Raw genomic sequence first — 17,691 nt, forward strand, 5'->3', positions numbered from 1 at the left:
CGCCATCGGCCCGTGCCTCGAGCAAATTACACGCGGAGCACCTTTGGGACAAATAGCCTATGGCCTATCGCCGCCTCGATTGCACAAGGTCAATCAAGCGCCAAACTATGCCTCGCACATGAGCTGCACGAGCTTTTGTTTGGTCACCTTGGCCTGCTCGTTGGCCATATTACGCTCGTTTCTAAAGGCCGCATTTGCAACACTCTGCAGGTCGGCATCGGAAATCTCGCCAAGGCCCAGATCCTCGAGCGTCGTCGGCAGACCAACACGCTGACAAAACTCGAGCACCTGTTCAAGCTCGGGCGCACGCTCCAGACGAAGCTGGACCACCAGACCAAACGCTACGGCCTCGCCGTGCATGGCCTTGCACTCGGGCAGAATCGTCAGGCCATTGGAGATGGCATGCGCCAACGCCAAGCCACCGCTCTCAAAGCCAACGCCCGAAAGCAGAATATTGCACTCGATCAGGCGCTCAACCGCTGGTGACATGCGACCCTTCTTGAGGTCGCGCTTAGCAGCGACACCACACTCCATAAGTGTGTCGTAGCAGGCACGTGCCGCGACCAGGGCCAAGTGCCCCGGCGTTCCACCATGCTCGTTGGCGCCGTGCGCCGCGGCGCACGAACGCGCCTCAAAGTACGTTGCCAGTGCGTCGCCCATACCGGCGACCGTCATACGCAGTGGGGCCGCCGCGACCACGTTGGTATCGACCACGACCAGGTCCGGATTCTTCTCGAGCATCAGATAGCGATCGAACGACCCATCCTCGTGATACAGCACCGAAATCGCACTGCACGGACCGTCCATCGAGGCCGCCGTGGGGCATATGCACAACGGCAACTCGGCATAAAACGCTACGGCCTTGGCGATATCGAGCATCTTGCCACCGCCAATACCCACCACCATGTCGCAATACTCGGCCCGGGCTTCCTTAGCCATTTTTACAACGGCATCTTCCGTACACGGACCGTTGTAAATCTTAAAGAACGGCTCACTTAGATCTTCGTCCAGAAATCCATCGACGATCTGCCTGCACAGCCAATCCTCGGTGCCCTGGTCAAACAGAACATAGGCAGCACAGCCCAACCATGACAAATACCTGCCCTGACGCGAAAGTTCGCCCGGCCCCTGAACATACCGGCCGGGACCGCCATAAACCATAGGAAGCGCCATACGAGAATCCGCCCTTCATCAAACAACGATTGGTGCAAAGTAACCTGACCCCTTTGCATCAACTTGGTGCGATGGGGTCAGGTTGGTTTGCACCATAGCAAAAAGGGGCAAAGCCGTCTGCTGGCTTTGCCCCTTCCTTAGCTTGATTTACTCATCCATAAGGTAGTAGTGACCCAGCGCGTCGGCACCCAGGATGGCGTTTGCGACCATCTCGGGCGTCACCTCAAACGGCATGTTGCACATGGTGTCATCGGGCGCGCAGGCGGCCTCGGCAACAATCATGGCCTGCTCGCGCGTAAGCTCGGCAACGCCAAGTTCCTTCATCGTGACCGGCAGGCCCAGCTCAATGCAGAAGCCCAAGACTTCCTCGAGTTTCTCAGTCGGAGCATCCTCGAGTACCAGCTGAACGATGGTGCCAAAGGCGACCTTCTCGCCGTGATACATGCCGTGGCACTCGGGCAGCATCGTCAGGCCATTGTGGATGGCATGAGCAGCAGCAAGGCCCGAGCTCTCAAAGCCAATGCCCGAAAGCAGCGTATTGGCCTCGATGATATGCTCGACGGCAGGCGTGAGCGCACCCTTCTCCAGCGCGACCTTGGCCTTGACGCCATCGGCCATAAGCGTCTCGTAGCAGAGCTTGGCAAGCGCCAGACCGGCCATGCCGCCTTTGCCACCAGCGCAGGTGCCACCGTCGGCATCGTGCGTCGCCTGGGCCTCAAAGTAGGTTGCGAGCGCATCGCCCATACCTGCCACCGTCAGGCGTACCGGGCTCGCCGCGATAACCGTCGTATCCATAAGAACGATATTGGGGTTCGCCTTAAGGAACAGGTACTTATCGAACTGGCCGTCATCGGTATAGAGCACGGAGAGCGCCGAGCACGGGGCATCGGTCGAAGCGATGGTGGGGCAAATGATGACCGGGGACTCCAGGTAGTAGGCGACGGCCTTGGCGGTGTCGAGGATCTTGCCGCCACCGACGCCGACGATGATGTCGCAGCCGTTGTCGCGCGCGAGCGCAACCAGGCGATCGACCTCGCTCTTGGAGCACTCGCCGTTAAAGTCCTCAAACAGCAGCTCGGCCTTAGCCTCGGCAAAACCACCCTCGATCTTGGCACCGACGCGCTTCTTGCCCGAAGGCGTCACGATGACGAGGGCCTTAGCGCCGAGCGGCTCGACATAGGAGCCGAGCTTGGCGAGCTCGTCCGGACCCTGGATGTACTTGCTGGGGCTATTGAAAATTGCAGCCATAACTATCCCATTCTCTAAAAGAAAAAAGAAAGGGGCTCCGTACGGATACGTGCGGAGCCCCTCGTTACGATAACAAGAGTCGATTAGAAATCGATGTCGGTGTCGTAGTAGCAGGCCTTGAGGATCTTCTCGAAGTCGGCAGCCTTGGTCTCACGCGGGTTCTCGGGCGTGCAGGCGTCGGTCTCGGCGTTCGCAGCGATCTCGGGCAGCTTGGCGAGGAACTCCTCCTCGGAAACCATCTGCGGGTTCTCGGCGTCGACCTTCACGCCACCATTCGCGTAATCCTTGATGGACTGCGGAATGTTGAGCTGGTCATTGAGGTCGCGAATCTTCTGGACGAGCGCAGCGATGAGCTCCTCGTTGGTCTCGCCGGGAAGGTGCAGGATCTCCTTGGCCACGTAAGCGTAACGCTCAGCAGCACGCGGGTCCTTGGAGTTCCACTGGATAACCTTGCCCAGGTACATGGCGTTAGCGGCACCGTGGATGATGTGGCCGTTCTCGAAGGCAGCACCGGTCTTGTGAGCCATGGAGTGAACGATGCCGAGCAGGCCCGAGGAGAAGGCGATACCGGCGATGCACTGAGCCTCGTGCATGTGCTGACGGGCCTCATGGTCGCCAGCATAGGACTTGGGCAGCCACTCGACGATCTCGCGGATGCCGTGCAGGGCGTTGGCGTCGGTGAACATAGAGGCGCAGGTGGAAACGTAGGCCTCCATGCAGTGGGTCAGAGCATCCATGCCGGTGTGAGCGCACAGCTTGGCGGGCATGGTGTAGGTGAGCTCGGGGTCGACGATGGCGACATCAGGGGTGATGTTGAAGTCGGCCAGCGGGTACTTGATGCCCTTGGCGTAGTCGGTAATGACGGAGAACGCGGTGACCTCGGTAGCGGTGCCGGAGGTAGAGGAGATGGCGCAGAAATGAGCCTTCTGACGCAGCTCCGGGAAGCTGAACGGCTGGATGATGTTATCGAAGGACTCCTCGGGATACTCGTAGAAGACCCACATGGCCTTAGCGGCATCGATGGGCGAGCCGCCACCGATGGCGATAATCCAGTCGGGCTCGAACTCGCGCATGGCCTCGGCGCCCTTCATGACCGTCTCGATGGACGGGTCGGACTCGACGCCCTCGAACAGCTTGACCTCGAAACCGCCTTCCTTAAGGTCGTTCTCGACGTCCTGCAGGAACCCGCCGCGGCGCATAGAGCTGCCGCCAGAAACGATGATGGCCTTCTTGCCCTTGAGGTTCTTCACCTCGTGGCGAGCGCCCTCACCAAAGTACAGATCGCGAGGATTGGTAAAACGTCCCATACTGTGCCTCCTAAACAAGCCCCTCTTAGACTTGCGTATATAACGGAGCACCCAATTGGCTCCGTTAGGACCGGTTTGCGCGTTGCCGGCGATGACAATGCGCGATGTCTAAACGTCTCAACGCTCAGACAAACACTATTTTACCGTTCTGGTTGGTCAGTTATTCACCTAAAGCCGCCAATGATGAAACGTTTTTTCTATCCCTGAAGACCCTTGTGCGGCATTCATACTCCCAAGCTGGGCAAACGTTTTATCAAGGTTGACTACATATCCTGGGCAGGACGGTGCCCCTCCAAAATATGCACCGTTCGCCGCCAAAAATCGACCGTTTGCGGCACCGTGATACCACTCGGTCGTCCAAGGTGCCGACATTTGTACGACATCCGTCTTCGTGGTGCAAAGGTGCAAGTCCAAGTGCGACACCCCCGGTGTGCCACATGCGGGTAAACTAGAACCTTATATAGAGACATTTGAACCCTAACCGCAGCAAAGGAGGCCCCATGGCATTCGATCCCATTCAAGAGGATTGCCATCGCCTCGTTCTTGAGGCCTTGCGCCGCGACAATATCCCGCTCACCGACGGCACCGCCGTAGAGCGTCTGATGGAACAATTCACCCGCAACCCCGCGCCGCTCATCGTGCATGATCGCGACCGCGCCGGACATCTGATTGCCAAGGTGGTCGAGGCTGTCGACTACCGCATTCCCTTTATCCCCGACGATGCCCAAGCCGAGCAGGAAGAGGCCGCTGCCGAGAACATGCTTCGCGAGGCCGCCGCGCTCGATCCGACCAACTGGGATGCCCAGCGCATGCTGACGGCCCTCACCGCCGACTCCAACGAGGAATACGTACAGTACCTGGTATCCAAGCGCGATGAAGTCGAGCATGACCTGGCGTTCAAGATCGCCTCGGCGCAGGACCCCTATGAGCGCGAGGCCGCGGGCGACCTTATGCGCCGCCCCTACCTGCGCTGGCTTGCCGCCCTTGCATCGCGCGCCCTCATTAGCGGACGCTATCGCATGTCGCTCGAAGCTGCAAACCGCAGCCTCGACTTTGCCCCCAACGATCCGGCCGGCGTCCGCCACACCGCGATGCTCGCCATGGCAAAGCTCGAATACCCCGCCGAGGAGCTCAAAAGATTTCGCTCCGCCCACTCCGTCCCCTATCTCGCCAACACGCCGCTGCGTCGTCGTCCCAAGGACGCGGAGCGCGACTTGGACCCGTGGACGCTCATCGCACTGATGAGCGCAGCCTGGCGCGAGCTGGACTACGAGGGTGCCGAGCACTACTTGCGCATCCTTGCACGCTCGTGCCCGCACGCGGCCGAGGCACTCTACTTCCAAACCGAGTTTCCCGATGGCGTCTATGCCCGCGTCAACGTGGGTGTGGGCTCTACCGACGAGCTTGTCCTTGCGCTGTCCGAGGCGACGCCGGTACTGCAGGAGGGCTTGGGCGCCCCCGACAACGCCAGCTTCGCCGCCTGGGTCGCCACCAACGATATCGTGCGTTCCCAGATCGACGAGCGCATCCTGCGGGCGGCCGAGCAGGGCCTGCCGTTTAAGGGAGGAGACCTCTAATGGATCCGAGCGTCTACATCCCCGCCTACCTGGAGCGCGCCTATCTGGCATCGCACCCCGAGCTCACCGATGCAGCACGCGAGCTTGTCCATAACGACATTAGCGCGAATCCCCAAAAGTATGCGCAGTCCGAGCATGCCCAGGCGCTGCTGTCCTATGCCGGTGTTCATCGCCACCTGCTCGACGAGCTCCGTCGCATCGAGGACATGGGCAGCGACGAGGAGTTCGAGCAGACGCGCAATCGCCTGTTCGACGACATGCGCGACGAGCTGCTCAAGATTGTCCGCGTCGATGCACTGGCCGTCGACGCGCAGCTGCTCGCCATCATCCTGGCCGACACGCCCGTTGACGCCTGCCTGGGCGACCTGATGAAGCTCGAGGTGACCACGGCCGATTACCTGCAGCAAAGCGTGCCCGGGTTTGATATGGAGGCCCCGCACTACTGGGCCAATAATGTTTTGGCCGACGGTGTCACCGCAGCGGACCTTACCGTGAGCGAGCCGGCCCTTATCGGGTGGCTTCACACACTCGAGGCCATCTCGCAGCTGTGCATGGCGAGCGCTCGTTACCGCGCCGCCGCCAACTATTCTCGCCGTGTCCTTAAGACGGAGGGCTATCCCACCCGGGCCGCCGGCACCGTATTGCTTGCCCTCGCTCGCTTGGAAGATCAGGACGGCTTTTTTGCCCTAGCCCACCAGCTCGAGGAACAGGTGGGAGCCGATGCACTCGAGAACTCCCCCTGGTACCTGCTCGCCCGCACAATCCTCTTGTTCAAAACGAACAAGATGCGTCCAGCGGTGCGTGCATTACGTGAGTTCGCCAACCGCTGCGAGGGCGGCGCGTTCTTCTTGCTGAATCCCATGTACCAGACACCGTACCTTCCCTGCCGGCCCGAGCCACGCGATCCCTGGGATCTTTCGCACCAGGCCGTTTGGGAGGCGGACGGCATTATCTCGGACACTCCCGACTTTGCCCCCTGGGCCAATGCCTGCGAAGACGTGTCGCAGCTTGCCCAGGAATTTGCGCGCCGCTACGGTTTTTAGTGACGCACTCGACCCGACCATGTCGTTTACGTTAGGAACGGTTTCATGAACCTCCGCTCATCTCTTGCCTGCACCTCGAGCGATATCGCCCGCTGGGGGCTGCGCTCCGTCCTTAAGCGCCAGGGCGGCGTACTCCCCGGCCGCATCGCCATGAAGATCGACCCCGAGTTGCTGAACGACCTCGCCGGCCTTGTCGACCGCAGCGTGGTGATCACCGGTACTAATGGCAAGACCACCACCTCCAACCTCATCGCCGACGCCGTTGCTGCCAGCGGTGCTACCGTGGTGTGCAACCGTGCCGGCAACAATATGGAGCCTGGTGTGGTGGGTGCTCTGCTCGAGGCCCGCGGCGGCCTTAAGCACACCAGCAGTGGCAAGCGCGTAGGCGTTTTTGAATGCGATGAGCTCTACACTGTGCGCGTCCTGCCCAAGCTCAAGCCGACGTACTTCGTGCTGCTCAACCTGTTCCGTGACCAGCTAGATCGCTATGGCGAGATCGATCACACCCAAGAGGTCATCGCCCACGCGTTGGAGCTTTCGCCGGCAACGACGCTCATCTACAACGCCGACGACCCGCTGTGCGCCTCGATTGCCGCGCGCGTTCCCAACGCGAGTATTGCCTTTGGCATCGACGGCGCCACGGGCACCGAGTCCGACCGCATTAGCGACTCGCGCTTTTGCTCGCAGTGCAACGCCCCGCTGGAATACGACTATGTGCAGTACGGACAGCTGGGCGCCTATCATTGCCCTTCGTGCGGCTGGGGTCGCCCCGCGCTGCTCCGTCGCGTGACGGGCGTGGAACTCGGCTGCGACGGCTACGGCTTTGACCTTGTCTTTGGACCCGATACCGACGCACCCGCAACGCACATCGCCACGCGCTACAACGGTCTGTACATGGTCTATAACGTTGCCGCCACCTTCTTTGCGGCGCACGAGCTGGGCGTGGACGCGGCGCACCTGCAGCCCACGCTTAATGCCTACGTGCCCGCCGGCGGACGCATGGGCCGCTGGGATATTGCCGGCCGCACCGTCGAGGCCAACCTGGCCAAGAATCCCGTGGGCTTCGATCGCCAGATCCAGTCCATTAAAACGGCAGGTGGCAGGCTCTGCGCCTTCTTCCTAAACGATAACGATGCCGACGGCCACGATGTCTCGTGGATCTACGATGTCGACTTCGAGCGCATCGCCGATACCTCGGGGCTTGTCGCCTTTGCCGGCGGCACGCGTGCACACGATATGCAGGTGCGCCTCAAGTACGCCGGCATCGACGCCGCCATTATCTCGGACGTCGCGCAGGCAATTGGCGCCATGGCAGACGAGGCCGCCGATGACACCTTCTACGCCGTCGCCAACTACACGGCCTTCCCGCCGCTGGTCAAAGAACTCGACGGGCTCAAAGGCACCGATGCAAGTTCGGTCGCCTCCCACGCCGTAACGCGCGCCGATGGTAGCGCTGTCCCCACCGATATCGCGCCAGTCGAGCTCTCGCGCCCGCTGCGCATCGTCTACCTGTATCCCGATGCCCTCAACCTCTATGGCGACGGCGGCAACGTCATCGCCCTCGAGCGCCGCTGCGCCTGGCGCGGCATCCCCGTTCGCGTGGATGAGGTCCGCATGGGCGAGGTGCTCGATCTGCATGATGCCGATATCGTCATGATGGGCGGCGGATCCGATCGCGACCAGCTAGCCGTGGCACACGAGCTGCTCGCCCAAAAAGACAAGGTCGCAGCCTATGTTGAGGACGGCGGTTCGCTGCTCGCCATCTGCGGCAGCTATCAGCTGCTCGGCCGTTCGTACTATATGGGCGAAAATCGCATCGAGGGCCTGGGCGTCATTGCCGCCGAGACCGTACGCGGCTCCGACCGCCTGATCGGCAACGTCGCCGTCAAGACCGACCTGGCACCCGAGCCCTTTGTGGGATTCGAGAACCACGGTGGCCGCACGCTTTTGGACGCCGATGCCACGCCGCTCGGAACGTCCGTCGTCACGGGCACCGGCAACAACGGCGACGATGGCTTTGAGGGTCTCATCTACAAGGGTGTCATCGGCACGTACCTGCATGGCCCGGCGCTGCCCAAGAACCCCGAACTCGCCGACTGGCTCATCGCGCACGCCCTCGAGCGCCGTGGCGACACACAGGCCGCCGCCCTGCTGCCGCTCAAACCCCTCGACGACACCTACGAGCACGCCGCCCACGACGCCGCCATGAAGCTCCTCTCCTAGCACCTCACCACCACAAAGGGGACAGGCACCTTTGTGGTGGTTTTCCAGTTTGCCAACGATATACGCGCCGGCAAAAAAGTCTGCTATACTCTTCCCCGCTGTCCCCATCGTCTAGCGGCCAAGGACGCCACCCTTTCAAGGTGGATATCGCGGGTTCGAATCCCGCTGGGGGCACCATTTGAAATGCAAAGCCCGTTACCCTTGTGGTGACGGGCTTTTTTCTTCTCCAACGCCGGGATTCGAACCCGACAGGGTGCGGAGCTGAGGAAACGCGTAAGCGTTTTCCAGCGCAGCACGCAAGGAGCGGAGCGACGCAGCGAAAGCGGGCGGCGCCAGCCGCACGCGGACATCCCGCTGGGGGCACCACTGAATCTGAGAAGCCCGTTGCCCTCGCGGCGGCGGGCTTTTTGCTACCCATGCGCCGGGATTCGAACCCCGAAGGCATAAAATCACACTGTCATCCAAGGGCCCGTGGACAAAAAATAGCAAATATGAGTACTGTTACCAATTTAGTAACAGCGATTTCATGCCATCAGAAGGCGATTTGGACACAAGGCGTCCTACGGCGGAGGAATTGCAGGCGTTTATCAGCTAAGTACTTGGACATATGTTGCGTAACACTGCATATTTTGCAAAAAGATAATGCTACAGGGCTTGTGACAGTACTCATATTTGACGTTTTTTGCCCACGGCCCCTTATTGCGTGGGCGAATCAGTTGCAAAGCGGGATCCAAAGCGTCCTTCGCAAACAAAAAGCCGGGGCCACGCGATGCGGACCCCGGCTCAATACCGTGACGATATGTCGGTTACGTTCTACACGTAGAACAGAATGTCGTCGTAGGTCGGAACCGGCCAGTAGTCGGCGGCCACGATCTCCTCCATTGCGTCCACGGCGGCACGCAGCGTATCCATAGCGGGAACGACCTCGTGCGCGTATACGTTGGCCTGCTCCTGGCCATCGAGAGCCTCGGCCTTCTGATGTACGGCGTCGAGCGCCTTGATGGAGTCGTTGATGGCGGTGATACCGTTGCAGAGCTTGTTGAGCGTGTTCTGCTCGCACTGCATGGCGGCCTCAGCACCGGCGGCACGAATAGTCTCAAGGCCCTTAGCGACCTTGGTGGCATAGGCGGTAATGACCGGGCGATAGGTACGACGCGCCTCGCGAACCATCGTGGTAGCCTCGATGTTCATGAGCTTGTTGTACTTCTCGAGCTTGCAGTCATAGCGGCACTGGGCCTCGGCCTTGGTCAGGACGCCCGTCTCCTCAAAGAGCGCAATGGCCTTATCGGAAACAAAGGCGGGAAGAGCGTCGGCCGTGGTCTTGTTGTTGGCAAGGCCGCGCTTCTCGGCCTCGATGGGCCACTCGTCGGAGTAACCGTCGCCGGAGAACAGGATGCGCTGGTGATCGGTCAGCACCTTCTTGCAGTACTCGAGCGCGGCGTCCTGGAACTTATCCTCGGGCGTACCCTCGAGTGCGTCGGCGAAAGACTTGAGCGACTTGGCCACGGCAGCATCGAGCACCAGGTTGGAGTCGGAAACGTTTTGCTCGGAGCCGCAGGCACGGAACTCGAACTTGTTGCCGGTGAAGGCGAACGGGGAGGTGCGGTTGCGGTCGGTGTTGTCCTGCATCAGTTTGGGCAGGGTATCGGCGCCCAAGTCAAGCACGCCGCGCGTGGCATGGACGGAAGCCTTGCCATCGATGATCTTCTCGACAACCTCGGTAAGCTGGTCGCCCAGGAAGATGGACATAATCGCCGGAGGAGCCTCGTTGGCGCCCAGACGATGATCGTTGCCGGCCGAGGCAACGGAGGCACGCAGGAGCTCCTGATAGTTATCGACGGCCTCGATCACCGCGGTGAGGAAGACGATGAACTGCAGGTTGTCGAGCGGGGTGTCGCCCGGGTCGAGCAGGTTCTCGGACTCGGTGCCAAGCGACCAGTTGTTGTGCTTGCCCGAACCGTTGATGCCCTCAAAGGGCTTCTCGTGCAGCAGGCAGACCAAGTCGTGACGGGAGGCGATGAGCTTCATCTTCTCCATCATGACCAGATTCTGGTCGATGGCCTCGTTGACCTCGCCGTAGACAGGGGCGAGCTCATGCTGGCAGGGAGCGACCTCGTTGTGCTTGGTCTTGGCAGGAATGCCAAGCGCCCACAGTTCATCGTCCAGGTCCTTCATATAGGACGAGACGGTGGGGCGGATAGCGCCAAAGTAGTGCTCCTCGAGCTCCTGGCCCTTGCAGGGAGCAGCACCAAAGAGGGTGCGCCCGGTGATGACCAGGTCCCTGCGCTTGCGGTAAGCGTCCTTCTTGATCAGGAAGTACTCCTGCTCATCGCCCACGGAAGGAACGACCTTCTTGGGGGTCTTACCAAACAGCGCCAAAACGCGCTTGGACTCACGCGAGAGTGCGGTCATGGAGCGCAGCAGCGGGGTCTTCTTGTCCAGGGCCTCGCCCGTGTAGGAGCAAAAAGCCGTGGGGATGCACAGGACATCGTCCTTAATGAATGCGGGGCTGGTGGGATCCCAAGCGGTGTAGCCACGGGCCTCGAAGGTGGCACGCAGGCCGCCGTTGGGGAAGCTGGAGGCGTCCGGCTCGCCCTGGATGAGGTTCTTGCCCGTAAACTTGGTAATGGCGGTGCCGTCGTGGTTGGGCTCGAGGAAGCTGTCGTGCTTCTCGGAAGTAATGCCCGAAAGCGGCTGGAACCAGTGCGCGTAGTGCGTCGCGCCCTTGGAGATGGCCCAGACCTTCATGGCGTGGGCAACGGCGTTGGCCACATCCAGGTCGAGCGGCTCACCGTCCTCGAGGGTTGCAGCAAGGCGCTTCCAAATGTCCTTGGGGAGGTAGTCCTTCATGACTTCCTCAGAGAACACCATGGTCCCGAAGCGGTCAGTAAGTTCGGCCATACGGAACTCCCTTCGTATCGGCACCGCGTGAGAAGCGGTGTTGATTACTAACGAACGAGTCATAGATTAGGCTCGTCGTGTTTCCGCAACATTACCGTTATGTTGCTGTCACGAAACCAATCAATGAGGTTACCGCATCGCGGCGGCGTTGCCGCCCTCAACAGCCAATCAACTGTATAAATTGCAGACCTCTCCCCATGGTTTAAGGGTAGTCAATTTGGGATGGGGCTCTATTAACTGGTATTTCGCATCAGATACCAGTCTTTATAGCCCCATCCCAGATTGACCGCTCTGCTATAGGGAATGTCGATAGCAAGGCATCTTTGATTGGTATCCCCGAATAGCGAGTGAAACTCCACCGTGACACAGTGGTGCTGTAGAATCCTTACAACACATCACACTATTACGTATCTAAAGGAGCACGATATGCGCGTCGACGAGGTTTTTAAGCAGGCAGCATCCCAGGGCACCGCACCCGTTTCGTTTGAGATGTTCCCGCCCAAGGGCGAGCTGACCCTCGACACGGCTCGCGAAGTGGCAGGCAATCTGTGCAAGCTTTCGCCGAGCTTTGTCTCGGTCACCTGCTCTGCCGGCGGCTCGGGCAACGGCGCCACCACCGCCCCCATCGCGCATATGATTACGAGCGAATTCAATACGCCCTCGGTGGCGCACCTTACCTGCGTTGGCCGCACGCATGCCGACATCGCCGCCAAGATCGACGAATACCGCTCCGCCGGCGTAGAAAATGTGCTGGCCCTGCGCGGTGATCTTCCTGCTGGCGCGACCGAGGACGACAAGCCCGCCTCGGACTACGCCTACGCCCGCGACCTCATCCCAGAGCTCGTCGACGCCGGCTTTTGCGTGGGCGCCGCGGCCTACCCCGAGGGCCACATTGCCTGTGAGGACCTCAACGCTTCGGTCGAATACCTCAAGCAAAAACAGGACGCCGGCGCGAGCTTCTTTGTGACGCAGCTCTTCTTTGACAACGAGTGCTTCTACCGCTTCCGCGAGCTTGCCGACAAGGCGGGCATCACGGTGCCCATCACCGCGGGCATCATGCCGTTTATGGGCAAGTCCCAGATCAGCCGCATGGTCTTTATGTGCGGCGCATCGCTGCCCTCCCCCGTCATCAAGATTCTCGCCAAGTACGAGAACGACCCCGAGAGCCTGCAGGCAGCCGGTGTAGATTATGCCGCCCGTCAGCTTTGCGACCTTAAGGAGCACGGTGCCGCCGGTCTGCACCTGTACACTATGAATCGTCCTGCGATCGCCGCGACCATTATGGAGCGCCTGGGGTAATGGAAAAACCGCACATCGATACAACCGCTGTCGAAGTGCCGGCCGACCTTGCGTCGCCGGCGCTTTACCGTGTCGATGCTGCGCACCATCCCCGTGTCGACCGTGCCGAGATGCTGCGGTATCTGGGCTACGGCGGCCAGCAGATTGAGCCCGAGCTGTCACGACGTATTGAGCTTGTGGTCGAGCGCCTTGAGCTGGACATTGAGCCCCGCGGCGTGCGGCGCGTGTTTACCGTCGATGCCACGGGCGTGGACGAGCAGGGAGAGCCTTGCATCCGTCTGGTTGGCACCAACGTTGAGCTGCGCGGTCGCGACATCTATCGACATCTCAAGGACGCCCGCATGGCCGCGCTCATGGCATGCACCCTCGGCATGGACGCCGAGCGTCGTCTGCGCACCACGGGAGCTCAGCAGCCCCTAGAGGGAGCCGTGCTCGACGCCGCATGCTCTGCCTATGTAGAAGCCGCCGTTGAGCAAATGGACCAGCAGGTCAAGACGGACGCCGCCGTTCATGGGCTCGCCGGCAACTGGCGCTTTAGTCCCGGCTATGGCGACTGCCCGCTCTCGGCCCAGCGCTCGATCGTGAATGCGCTCAACGCCACGCGGCTCATCGGGCTTACCGTCACGCCCACCAGCCTGCTCATGCCCACCAAGAGCGTGACCGCGGTGATTGGTCTGTTTGACGGCGAAGTCCACGACGCCCAGAGCCGCCCCACCTGCAATATCTGCCGCATGCGCGAGCACTGTCGCTTCCGTGCCGCCCACACCACCTGCTATTCCAGCCATTAGGAGCCCTCGATGTTTACTCCGCTTATCACTCATGATCTGGACGGTGCTGCGCTGGCGGCACCTGTCAATGCCGCGCGCTGCAACGGCGCCGCGTACAAGACGCGCACGATCGACGATCTGCGCATTAAGGACGATCGCCTGCGTGCGGCCATCGAGGGCACGGGGCACTTGCTGTTCGACGGCGGCATGGGCACCATGTTGCAGGCCGCTGGTATGAAGGCAGGCGCCCTGCCCGAGCTGCTCAACTTTGAGGAGCCCCAGGTCATTACCGACATTCAGCGACAGTACGTCGAGGCCGGCTGCGACGTGATCACCGCCAACACCTTTGGCGCCAACGCCCACAAGCTCGACGGTACCGCCACCGTGGCAGATGTCTTTGCCGCCGCTGTCGCCTGCGCCCGCGCAGCCGGTGCCCACTACGTCGCCGGCGATATCGGCCCCATCGGCGCGCTGCTGCGCCCCTTGGGTACCCTCAGCTTCGACGAGGCCTGCGACCTCTTTGCCGAGGAAGTGCGCGCCGGCGTCGATGCGGGCGTGGACCTCTTTATTATCGAGACCATGACCGACCTTGCCGAGATCAAGGCGGCCGTCCTCGCCTGCCGAGAGAACTCCGACCTGCCCGTCTTTGCCACCATGACCTTTGAGGAAGACGGTCGCACGTTCCTGGGCACGAGTCCCGAGGTGGCCGCCATCACGCTCGACGCCATCGGCGCCGACGTTTTGGGCATCAACTGCAGCCAGGGACCGGCCGAGCTCCGAGGGCTCGCCGCACGTATGCTCACCGTTACGGACAAACCCGTTATGGTGCAGGCCAATGCGGGACTGCCCCACGTGGACGACGACGGTAATACCGTCTTTGACATCCAGGCCCCCGAATACGCCAAAGCCGTCGCCGGCATGATTGAGGACGGCGTGAGCGTCGTGGGCGGCTGCTGCGGCACCACGCCGGCGCACATGGCCGCCTTGCGCACGCTTATCGATAACCACACGCCCAGTCCGCGCCACCGCAAGCCCAGCATGTCGGTCACAAGTGCCCAGACTGTGGTGGACCTTCCCTGCGACGGCCACAAGATTGCCGTCATCGGCGAGCGCATCAATCCCACCGGCAAAAAGCGCCTGCAGCAGGCCCTGCGCGACGGCGATCTGGACTACGTCGTGAGCCAAGGCATCAGCCAGCAGGAGCAGGGCGCCGATATCCTGGACGTCAACGTGGGCCTGCCCGAGATCGACGAGGTCAAGATTATCCAGCAGGCGACCGAGCAGCTCCAAGGCTCCACGCTGTTGCCGCTGCAGATCGACTCCACCGATCCCGCCGCTGTCGAGGCCGCCGTGCGCCGCTACGCCGGCAAGCCCATCATCAACTCGGTCAACGGCAAGCAGCAGATCATGGATGAGATCTTTCCGCTGGTCGCCCACTACGGCACCAACGTTGTCGGCCTTACGCTCGACGAAGGCGGCATCCCTGATACCGCCGAGGCCCGCTTCGCCATCGCCGAGCGCATCGTGGCCGAGGCCGCCCGCTACGGCATCGGCCCGAACCGCATCCTCATCGACTGCCTGGTCATGACCGCCTCGACCAACCAGCGCCAGGCTGAGCAGATCCTGCGCGCCATGTCCCTGTGCAAGGAGCGCCTGGGCGTCAAATGCGCGCTCGGCGTTTCGAACATCAGCTTTGGCCTGCCTGCCCGCCCGCTGCTGGGTTCGGTCTTTTTGGCCGCCGCCTTTGGCGCGGGCCTCGATGCCCCCATCATGAACCCGGGCTCCAAGCGCTTTATGGACACCGTCTACAGCTATCGCGTCCTGAGCGTTGAGGACGAGGGCTCGACCGGATACATCGAGCGCTATGCCGGCTGGACCGATCCGTACAAGATCGCCGCCAACCCGGCAGCGGCTCAGGCCGCATCGAGTGATGCCGCGCCCGCTGCCGGCACCGCCGGCACCGACGGCAACGACGACCCGATTCGTCGAATGGTCGTCTCGGGCCGCAAAGGCGAGATCGCTGCCGAGACCGAGCGTCTGCTGACAGACCACGACGCCATGGACCTTATCAACAATCACTTTATCCCCGCCCTCGACGAGGTTGGCGTCCTCTTTGACCAGGGCAAGTTCTTCTTGCCGCAGCTTATGGCCTCGGCCGAAGCCGCACGCGTGGGCTTCGACACCATCAAGCGCCTGATGCCCGCCGGCGAGATCGCCGACAAGGGCAAGATCTGCGTGGCCACCGTCAAGGGCGACATCCACGATATTGGCAAGAACATCGTCAAAATGCTGCTCGACAACTACGGCTACACCGTCTTTGACCTGGGCCGCGACGTCGATCCGCAGGAGGTACTCAAGACCGTCAAGGAGCGCGATATTAAGCTCGTCGGCCTCTCGGCGCTTATGACTACCACGGTCGTCGCCATGGAAGAGACCATCAAGCTGCTCCATACCGAGGTTCCGGGCGTCAAGATCATCGTGGGCGGCGCCGTGCTCACCCCCGAATACGCCAAGCAGATCGGCGCGGACTACTATGCCAAGGATGCCGCCGAAAGCGCGCGCATCGCCGAAGAGGTCTTTGGGCAGTAACACAACGGAAACAACCGTGCACCAAAACGTGCCGCATGCGTCACTTGGCACGTGCGGCACGTTAGAATAGATAAGACTATGCTCGTTTTGGCAGATAGGAGCGCAAGGATGGCGATCACGCCCGCAGAAATCGCGGAAACCCGCGGCATGGTTGAGGAGCAGAACCTCGACATCAGGACCATCACCATGGGTGTTTCGCTCATGGGTTGCGGTGACGAGAACCTCGACCGCATGTGCACGAAGATCTACGACCACGTGACGCACACGGCCGAGCACCTGGTCGAGACCGCCGAGAACCTCGAGCGCGAGTACGGTATCCCCATCGTCAACAAGCGCGTTTCCGTCACCCCGGTGGCGCAGATTGCCGCATGCTGCAAGGATGAGGACCTCACCCCCATCGCGCACGCCCTCGACCGCGCGGCAGAGACGCTCGGCATCGACTACCTGGGCGGCTTCTCCGCGCTCGTCCAAAAGGGCATCGGCGACGCCGACCGCCGCGTCATCCAGTCCATCCCCCAGGCGCTCGCTACCACCAGCCGCGTCTGCTCCAGCGTCAACGTCGCCAGCCTGCGCGCCGGCATCAACATGGACGCCGTGCTCATGGCAGCGCAGACCATCATCGATGCCGCCAAGCTTACGGCCGATGAGGATTCCGTCGGCGCCTCCAAGTTTGTCTGCTTTGCCAACATGGTCGAGGACTCCCCGTTTATGGCGGGCGCCGTCCACGGCGGCGGCGAGGCCGACGCCGTCATCAACGTAGGCGTCTCGGGCCCCGGCGTGATGGCCGCAGCCCTGGAGAAACTGCCCGATTCCGCATCGATGATGGAAGTCGCCGAGAAGATTAAGCAGACTGCCTTTAAAATCACCCGTGCCGGCGAGCTCATGAGCCGCGAGGCCGCCCATCGTCTGGGTGTCGAGAAGGGCATTGTCGACCTGTCGCTGGCACCTACGCCTGCCATCGGCGACTCCGTTGCGCGCATCCTCGAGATCATCGGTGTGGGCACCTGCGGTGGCCCCGGCACGACCTGCGCGCTCGCCATGCTCAACGATGCCGTCAAGAAGGGCGGCGTCATGGCCAGCTCCAGCGTGGGCGGCCTCTCGGGCGCTTTTATCCCCGTGTCCGAGGACGCCGGCATGATCGCCGCCGTCGAGGCCGGCGCGCTTTCGCTCGAGAAGCTCGAGGCCATGACCTGCGTGTGCTCCGTTGGCTTGGACATGATCGCCATCCCCGGCGACACCCCGGTCGAGACCATCGCCGGTATCATCGCCGACGAGATGGCCATCGGCGTCATCAACAACAAGACCACGGCTGTCCGCGTGATCCCTGCCATCGGCAAGGGCGTGGGCGACTGCGTCGAGTACGGCGGCCTGTTCGGCCGTGCGCCCATCATGCCGGTGAACCCCAACGCCGGCACCGTGCTTGCCCACCGTGGTGGACGCTTCCCGGCTCCGCTGAACTCACTGAAGAACTAGCTGAGGGGGACTGGCGAGGAGCCCCGCCGCCGGGCGGCAGACATATAAGGTCGCCTGCTCGGACAGTCCTGACTCGCACGGAGAGCACATT

General features: G+C 61.7%; 11 protein-coding genes and 1 tRNA gene. 8 read left to right on the forward strand and 4 right to left on the reverse strand.

Features of this window, described 5'->3' with window-relative positions; translation table 11 throughout:
- Positions 1 to 105: 105 nt before the first annotated feature.
- The 3 genes from DW037_RS08665 to DW037_RS08675 all read right to left on the reverse strand — a co-directional run bounded on the left by DW037_RS08665 (position 106) and on the right by DW037_RS08675 (position 3,728).
- The gene (locus DW037_RS08665) at positions 106 to 1,173 is read right to left on the reverse strand and encodes a glycerol dehydrogenase (RefSeq protein ID WP_117635910.1); all 1,068 of its coding nucleotides are present in this window, start codon (positions 1,171 to 1,173) and stop codon (positions 106 to 108) included.
- Between the two features lie 147 nt (positions 1,174 to 1,320).
- The gene (locus DW037_RS08670; RefSeq protein WP_117635909.1) at positions 1,321 to 2,421 is read right to left on the reverse strand and encodes a glycerol dehydrogenase; all 1,101 of its coding nucleotides are present in this window, start codon (positions 2,419 to 2,421) and stop codon (positions 1,321 to 1,323) included.
- A gap of 83 nt (positions 2,422 to 2,504) precedes the next feature.
- Positions 2,505 to 3,728: an iron-containing alcohol dehydrogenase gene (locus DW037_RS08675; protein WP_089572776.1), complete on the reverse strand. Its 1,224-nt coding sequence runs from the start codon at positions 3,726 to 3,728 to the stop codon at positions 2,505 to 2,507.
- 500 nt (positions 3,729 to 4,228) lie between these two features.
- Here DW037_RS08675 and DW037_RS08680 point away from each other — a divergent pair, with 500 nt between their 5' ends.
- The 4 genes from DW037_RS08680 (at position 4,229) to DW037_RS08695 (ending at position 8,748) form a co-directional block, all read left to right on the forward strand.
- On the forward strand, positions 4,229 to 5,305 hold the full coding sequence (locus tag DW037_RS08680) for a hypothetical protein (protein ID WP_089572774.1): 1,077 nt from the start codon (positions 4,229 to 4,231) through the stop codon (positions 5,303 to 5,305).
- A complete protein-coding gene (locus tag DW037_RS08685) occupies positions 5,305 to 6,348 on the forward strand; it encodes a hypothetical protein (RefSeq protein ID WP_117635908.1) in 1,044 nt (347 codons plus the stop codon). Before DW037_RS08680 ends, DW037_RS08685 begins: the two co-directional genes overlap by 1 nt.
- 45 nt (positions 6,349 to 6,393) lie before the next feature.
- Positions 6,394 to 8,571: a MurT ligase domain-containing protein gene (locus tag DW037_RS10795; protein ID WP_233542329.1), complete on the forward strand. Its 2,178-nt coding sequence runs from the start codon at positions 6,394 to 6,396 to the stop codon at positions 8,569 to 8,571.
- Between the two features lie 100 nt (positions 8,572 to 8,671).
- Positions 8,672 to 8,748, forward strand: a tRNA-Glu gene (locus DW037_RS08695).
- A gap of 636 nt (positions 8,749 to 9,384) precedes the next feature.
- Here the strand turns inward: DW037_RS08695 and DW037_RS08700 are convergent.
- On the reverse strand, positions 9,385 to 11,472 hold the full coding sequence (locus DW037_RS08700; RefSeq protein ID WP_117628890.1) for a glutamine synthetase III: 2,088 nt from the start codon (positions 11,470 to 11,472) through the stop codon (positions 9,385 to 9,387).
- A gap of 426 nt (positions 11,473 to 11,898) precedes the next feature.
- Here DW037_RS08700 and DW037_RS08705 point away from each other — a divergent pair, with 426 nt between their 5' ends.
- The 4 genes from DW037_RS08705 (at position 11,899) to DW037_RS08720 (ending at position 17,600) form a co-directional block, all read left to right on the forward strand.
- A complete protein-coding gene (locus tag DW037_RS08705) occupies positions 11,899 to 12,771 on the forward strand; it encodes a methylenetetrahydrofolate reductase (RefSeq protein ID WP_117628891.1) in 873 nt (290 codons plus the stop codon).
- On the forward strand, positions 12,771 to 13,559 hold the full coding sequence (locus DW037_RS08710) for a hypothetical protein (protein WP_089573171.1): 789 nt from the start codon (positions 12,771 to 12,773) through the stop codon (positions 13,557 to 13,559). Before DW037_RS08705 ends, DW037_RS08710 begins: the two co-directional genes overlap by 1 nt.
- 9 nt (positions 13,560 to 13,568) lie before the next feature.
- The gene (locus DW037_RS08715) at positions 13,569 to 16,127 is read left to right on the forward strand and encodes a homocysteine S-methyltransferase family protein (protein WP_199578363.1); all 2,559 of its coding nucleotides are present in this window, start codon (positions 13,569 to 13,571) and stop codon (positions 16,125 to 16,127) included.
- 108 nt (positions 16,128 to 16,235) lie between these two features.
- Positions 16,236 to 17,600 (forward strand): PFL family protein, encoded by a 1,365-nt coding sequence (locus DW037_RS08720; RefSeq protein ID WP_117583332.1) that lies wholly within the window; start codon positions 16,236 to 16,238, stop codon positions 17,598 to 17,600.
- Positions 17,601 to 17,691: the final 91 nt, after the last annotated feature.

The sequence above is a fragment of the Collinsella sp. AF39-11AT genome, from assembly GCF_003474585.1.
Classification (GTDB): Bacteria; Actinomycetota; Coriobacteriia; order Coriobacteriales; family Coriobacteriaceae; genus Collinsella.

Excerpts from the sequence above, each read along its gene's own strand:
- DW037_RS08665 (WP_117635910.1), bottom strand. The coding sequence starts at position 1,173 with ATGGCGCTTCCTATGGTTTATGGCGGTCCCGGCCGGTATGTTCAGGGG.
- DW037_RS08670 (WP_117635909.1), bottom strand. The coding sequence starts at position 2,421 with ATGGCTGCAATTTTCAATAGCCCCAGCAAGTACATCCAGGGTCCGGAC.
- DW037_RS08675 (WP_089572776.1), bottom strand. The coding sequence starts at position 3,728 with ATGGGACGTTTTACCAATCCTCGCGATCTGTACTTTGGTGAGGGCGCT.
- DW037_RS08680 (WP_089572774.1), top strand. The coding sequence starts at position 4,229 with ATGGCATTCGATCCCATTCAAGAGGATTGCCATCGCCTCGTTCTTGAG.
- DW037_RS08685 (WP_117635908.1), top strand. The coding sequence starts at position 5,305 with ATGGATCCGAGCGTCTACATCCCCGCCTACCTGGAGCGCGCCTATCTG.
- DW037_RS10795 (WP_233542329.1), top strand. The coding sequence starts at position 6,394 with ATGAACCTCCGCTCATCTCTTGCCTGCACCTCGAGCGATATCGCCCGC.
- DW037_RS08700 (WP_117628890.1), bottom strand. The coding sequence starts at position 11,472 with ATGGCCGAACTTACTGACCGCTTCGGGACCATGGTGTTCTCTGAGGAA.
- DW037_RS08705 (WP_117628891.1), top strand. The coding sequence starts at position 11,899 with ATGCGCGTCGACGAGGTTTTTAAGCAGGCAGCATCCCAGGGCACCGCA.
- DW037_RS08710 (WP_089573171.1), top strand. The coding sequence starts at position 12,771 with ATGGAAAAACCGCACATCGATACAACCGCTGTCGAAGTGCCGGCCGAC.
- DW037_RS08715 (WP_199578363.1), top strand. The coding sequence starts at position 13,569 with ATGTTTACTCCGCTTATCACTCATGATCTGGACGGTGCTGCGCTGGCG.
- DW037_RS08720 (WP_117583332.1), top strand. The coding sequence starts at position 16,236 with ATGGCGATCACGCCCGCAGAAATCGCGGAAACCCGCGGCATGGTTGAG.